Consider the following 4587-nt stretch of genomic DNA (forward strand, 5'->3'; position numbering starts at 1 on the left):
CGCGTCCGGAGCCGGGGCGGGCCCCGGTGGAACCGTCGCCGCTCACGCCGAGGTCGCGCCCAGCCACGAGAGCCCCTCCTCTCCGCCGCCGTGCTCGGCGTGCGCGCCGACCAGGCTGAGGAACGCCTCGTTGAGGCTCCGCCCGCCGCGCACCTCCTCCAGCGGGCCCTGCGCGACGATCCGGCCGCGGCTCATCACCGAGACCCAGTCGCACAGCCGCTCGACCAGCTCCATGACGTGGCTGGAGAAGACGACGGTGGAGCCGGAGGCGGTGTAGCGCCGGAGCACCTCGACCAGCGTGTTGGCGCTGACCGGGTCCACGCCCTCGAACGGCTCGTCGAGGAAGAGCACCCGGGGGTTGTGCAGCAGCGCGGCGGCCAGGCCGATCTTCTTGCGCATGCCGGTGGAGTAGTCGACGACGAGCTTGTCGGCCGACTCCACCAGGTCCATGACCCGCAGCAGCTCCTCGGCGCGCCGCTCCACCTCGTCCTTGGGGATGCCCCGGAGCTGGCCGTTGTAGGAGAGCAGCTCGCGGCCCGACAGGCGCTCGAACAGGCGCAGCCCCTCGGGCAGGACGCCGATGCGGGCCTTGACCGCCACCGGGTCGCGCCAGACGTCGGCGCCGCCGATCCACACGCCGCCGCCGTCCGGGCGGAGCAGGCCCGTGACCATGCTCAGCGTGGTGGTCTTGCCGGCGCCGTTGGGGCCGACCAGCCCGGCGAAGCTGCCCTGCGGCACCACGAGATCGACACCGCCCACGGCGATCTGCTGCCCGAATCTCTTCAGCAGCCCCTGCGTCCGTACCGCATCCGCAACGTCCACCATGGCCCCTAATTTGCCAAATTTACGGTTTACCCAGCCTATCCCTACGGCGTGCAACGAACGGGCGCCCCTATTGGTTCTGGATGTCAGCGAGCGGTTACCCTGCTTGGCATGGACCTCCGGAGACGCGAGCATGGAGCCGCCGAATGACCGCTGAGCCGGTTTCCCCCGGGATCGACATCCACACCACGGCGGGCAAGATCGCCGACCTGGAGCGCCGCCTGGACGAGGCCGCCCACGCCGGTTCCGCCCGTGCCGTGGAGAAGCAGCACGCCAAGGGCAAGATGACCGCCCGCGAACGGGTGGCCGCACTGCTGGACCCGGGCAGTTTCGTGGAGTTCGACGAGCTGGCCCGGCACCGGTCCACGAGCTTCGGCCTGGAGCGCGAGCGCCCCTACGGCGACGGGGTGGTGACCGGCCACGGCACGGTGGACGGCCGCCCGGTCGCGGTGTTCGCCCAGGACTTCACGGTGTTCGGCGGGTCGCTGGGCGAGGTCTTCGGCGAGAAGATCGTCAAGGTCATGGACCACGCGCTCAAGACCGGCTGCCCGGTGATCGGCATCAACGACTCCGGCGGGGCCCGCATCCAGGAAGGCGTCGTCTCGCTGGGCCTCTACGCCGAGATCTTCAAGCGGAACGTGCACGCCTCCGGCGTGATCCCGCAGATCTCCCTGGTCATGGGCCCGTGCGCGGGCGGCGCGGTCTACTCCCCCGCCCTCACCGACTTCGTCCTGATGGTCTCGGAGAAGTCGCACATGTTCATCACCGGGCCGGACGTCATCAAGACGGTCACCGGCGAGGAGGTGACCTTCGAGGAGCTCGGCGGCGCGCACACGCACAACTCCCGCTCGGGCGTGGCGCACTACGAGGCCGCCGACGAGGCCGACTGCCTGGAGTTCGCCCGCGCTCTGCTGTCCTACCTGCCGTCCAACAACATGGACGAGGCCCCGGTCGCGGAGGCCGACCCGGTCCTGGAGGTCACCGAGGCCGACCGCGGGCTCGACACGCTGATCCCGGACTCGGCCAACCAGCCGTACGACATGCACACGGTGATCGAGTCCGTGCTGGACGACGGCGAGTTCCTGGAGCTGCACGCCCAGTTCGCCCCCAACATCCTGGTGGGCTTCGGCCGGGTGGAGGGCCGCTCGGTGGGCGTCGTCGCCAACCAGCCGATGAGCTTCGCCGGCACGCTGGACATCGCGGCCTCGGAGAAGGCCGCCCGGTTCGTGCGCACCTGCGACGCCTTCAACGTCCCCGTGCTGACGTTCGTCGACGTCCCGGGCTTCCTGCCCGGCACCGACCAGGAGTGGAACGGCATCATCCGCCGCGGCGCCAAACTGCTGTACGCCTACGCCGAGGCGACCGTGCCGCTGGTCACGGTGATCACCCGCAAGGCGTACGGCGGCGCCTACGACGTCATGGGCTCCAAGCACCTGGGCGCGGACGTCAACCTGGCCTGGCCGACCGCGCAGATCGCGGTGATGGGGGCGCAGGGCGCGGTCAACATCCTCTACCGGCGCGAGCTCGCCGCGGCCGCCGATCCGGACGCCGAGCGGGCCCGGCTCGTCACCGAGTACGAGGACACCCTCGCCAATCCGTATCTCGCGGCCGAAAGAGGGTATGTGGACGCGGTGATCCGACCCTCCGACACCCGAGTCCAGATCGTCAGGGCGCTGCGCGCGCTGCGCAACAAGCGCGCGGCCCTGCCGCCGAAGAAGCATGGGAACATCCCGCTATGACCCATCTGAAGATCGTCCGGGGTGACGCGACGCCCGAGGAGGTCGCCGCGCTGGTCCTCGCCCTGGCCTCGCATCGCGCCCCGCCCATAAAAGTCACACAAAAGTCAGAAAATTGGCGTAATCCAGCCCATCGAATGCGAAAGCCGTTTCCGGTCGGACAAGGCGCGTGGAGATCGAGCCAGCTGCCAAGATAGATCCCGGAACAGGGTGTCAAGTCGCGCGAGAGTTGGGACCATCTAAGAAATGGGCGCATATAGTCAGCCGATCAGCTAGCCACGAGGCCTGGAGGACGACATGGCCATCCTTGACCTCACCGCTCACCCCGTCGCCGCGAAGTACGCCGTACTCGTCGACGTGGGCTACCTGTACGCCGCGGCGGGTGAGGTGCTGCTGGGCGCCAAGGAGCGCAAGGAGTACAAGGTCGCCGCGGACGAGCTGATCCAGGCGCTGCAGAAGCACGCCGAGGCGCGCATCCACGGCGAGCTGCTCCGGATCTACTGGTACGACGCCGCCCGCGACCGCGTGCCGACGGTCGACCAGCGCGTCATCGCCCAGCTGCCCTGGGTCAAGGTGCGCCTGGGCAACCTCAACGCCCGCGGCCAGCAGAAGGGCGTGGACGCCCAGATCCGGAGCGATCTGGAGGCGCTGGCCCGCCACCACGCGGTCAGCGACACGATACTGATCGCCGGGGACGAGGACATGGTCCCGGCGGTCGAGGCCGCCCAGGCCTACGGCGTGCGCATCCACCTGTGGGGCGTCGAGCCTCCCTACGGCACCAACCAGGCCGAGCGGCTCGTCTGGGAGGCCGACACCGTCGAGATCCTCAGCGCCGACTTCCTCCGCGACTTCTTCAGCCGCGCCCCCCAGCCCGTCCCGGTCCCGCCCGCCACACCCTCTCCCGCGCAGGTCTTCGCCGGGCGCACCCCGGCCTCGATCAAGCCGAAGATCCCCGTCGGGCAGGTCACCAAACTCGGCCCCAGCCGCCCCCGCGTCGAGGAGGTCGGCGAGCACGTCGCCCAGAAGTGGATCCTCACCCGCGGCCGCGACAACATCCGCGACCTGCTCCCCGGCCCGATCCTGCCCACGGTCATCGACACCGAGCTGCTGATCGAGGCGGAGAAGGAGCTCGGCCACTCCCTGCGGCCGTTCCCCGAGGCCCGCGTCTGGCTCCGCGACGGCTTCTGGGCCCGCGTCTACCGCGAGTTCGACCTGGGGGTCGGCATCTCCTCCAAGTGATCACCGTCGAGCGGTCGCCGGTCCGGATGGAACGGTCCGGACGGACACGGTCCGGACGGGCACGGCCTGGACGATTCCCGCCGGTGGCGCGACCGCCCGCCGCGGCGCCCCACCGCGGTCACGGTCACGTCCGATTCCCGCCAGCCGTACGGCCTGCGCTGCGGATAGCGTCGTAGACGTGTCCGTGAGAGAGCTCGACTTCGATTCCTGTTACCGTGCCGTCGCCGCGCGGGACGCCCGGTTCGACGGGCGGTTCTACACGGCGGTCACCTCGACCCGGATCTACTGCCGTCCGATCTGCCCGGCCCGCACGCCCGCCTCCCGCAACGTGCGTTTCTACCGGCACGCCGCCTCCGCCGAGGCGGCCGGATTCCGGCCCTGCCGGCGGTGCCGCCCCGAGCTCAGCCCCGGTGATCCCGGCTGGGACCACCGGGGCGATCTGATCGGCAGGGCGCTCCGGCTGATCGACGAGGGCGTGGCCGACGATGACGGGGTGGCGGGGCTGGCCGGGCGGCTGCACGTCACCGAGCGGCACCTGCGCCGGCTGTTCACCGCCGAGCTGGGCACCGGCCCGCTGGCCGTGGCCAGGACCAAGCGCCTGCTGCTGGCCAAGCAGCTGCTGACCGAGACCGGCCTGCCGATCACCGACGTGGCGTTCGCCTCGGGGTTCGGGAGCGTGCGGCAGTTCAACGCGACGATGAAGGAGACCTACGGATTCCCCCCCGGCGACCTGCGGACCGCAGGGGGCCCGGCGAGCCGGGCGGGCGCCGGCGGCTTGCGGACCGCGGCG

Annotated in this window: 5 protein-coding genes; 4 read left to right on the forward strand and 1 reads right to left on the reverse strand. The window is 70.7% G+C overall.

Annotation, left to right across the window (positions count from 1 at the left end):
- Nucleotides 1-42: 42 nt before the first annotated feature.
- Nucleotides 43-825 (reverse strand): ABC transporter ATP-binding protein, encoded by a 783-nt coding sequence (locus tag ACWJ6R_RS30635; protein ID WP_449065559.1) that lies wholly within the window; start codon nucleotides 823-825, stop codon nucleotides 43-45.
- A 143-nt stretch (nucleotides 826-968) separates the two neighbouring features.
- Here ACWJ6R_RS30635 and ACWJ6R_RS30640 point away from each other — a divergent pair, with 143 nt between their 5' ends.
- The 4 genes from ACWJ6R_RS30640 to ACWJ6R_RS30655 all read left to right on the forward strand — a co-directional run.
- Entirely contained in the window at nucleotides 969-2561 is a 1593-nt protein-coding gene (locus tag ACWJ6R_RS30640; RefSeq protein ID WP_449065560.1) for an acyl-CoA carboxylase subunit beta, read from the forward strand.
- Entirely contained in the window at nucleotides 2558-2755 is a 198-nt protein-coding gene (locus tag ACWJ6R_RS30645; protein WP_449065561.1) for an acyl-CoA carboxylase subunit epsilon, read from the forward strand. Before ACWJ6R_RS30640 ends, ACWJ6R_RS30645 begins: the two co-directional genes overlap by 4 nt.
- Nucleotides 2756-2855: 100 nt before the next feature.
- Entirely contained in the window at nucleotides 2856-3797 is a 942-nt protein-coding gene (locus ACWJ6R_RS30650) for an NYN domain-containing protein (RefSeq protein ID WP_449065562.1), read from the forward strand.
- A gap of 178 nt (nucleotides 3798-3975) precedes the next feature.
- Nucleotides 3976-4587: bifunctional transcriptional activator/DNA repair enzyme AdaA (locus ACWJ6R_RS30655; protein WP_449065563.1), on the forward strand; the 612-nt coding region annotated here is incomplete at its 3' end.

This window comes from Planomonospora algeriensis, assembly GCF_977012225.1.

Excerpts from the sequence above, each read along its gene's own strand:
- ACWJ6R_RS30645 (WP_449065561.1), top strand. The coding sequence starts at position 2,558 with ATGACCCATCTGAAGATCGTCCGGGGTGACGCGACGCCCGAGGAGGTC.
- ACWJ6R_RS30635 (WP_449065559.1), bottom strand. The coding sequence starts at position 825 with ATGGTGGACGTTGCGGATGCGGTACGGACGCAGGGGCTGCTGAAGAGA.
- ACWJ6R_RS30650 (WP_449065562.1), top strand. The coding sequence starts at position 2,856 with ATGGCCATCCTTGACCTCACCGCTCACCCCGTCGCCGCGAAGTACGCC.
- ACWJ6R_RS30640 (WP_449065560.1), top strand. The coding sequence starts at position 969 with ATGACCGCTGAGCCGGTTTCCCCCGGGATCGACATCCACACCACGGCG.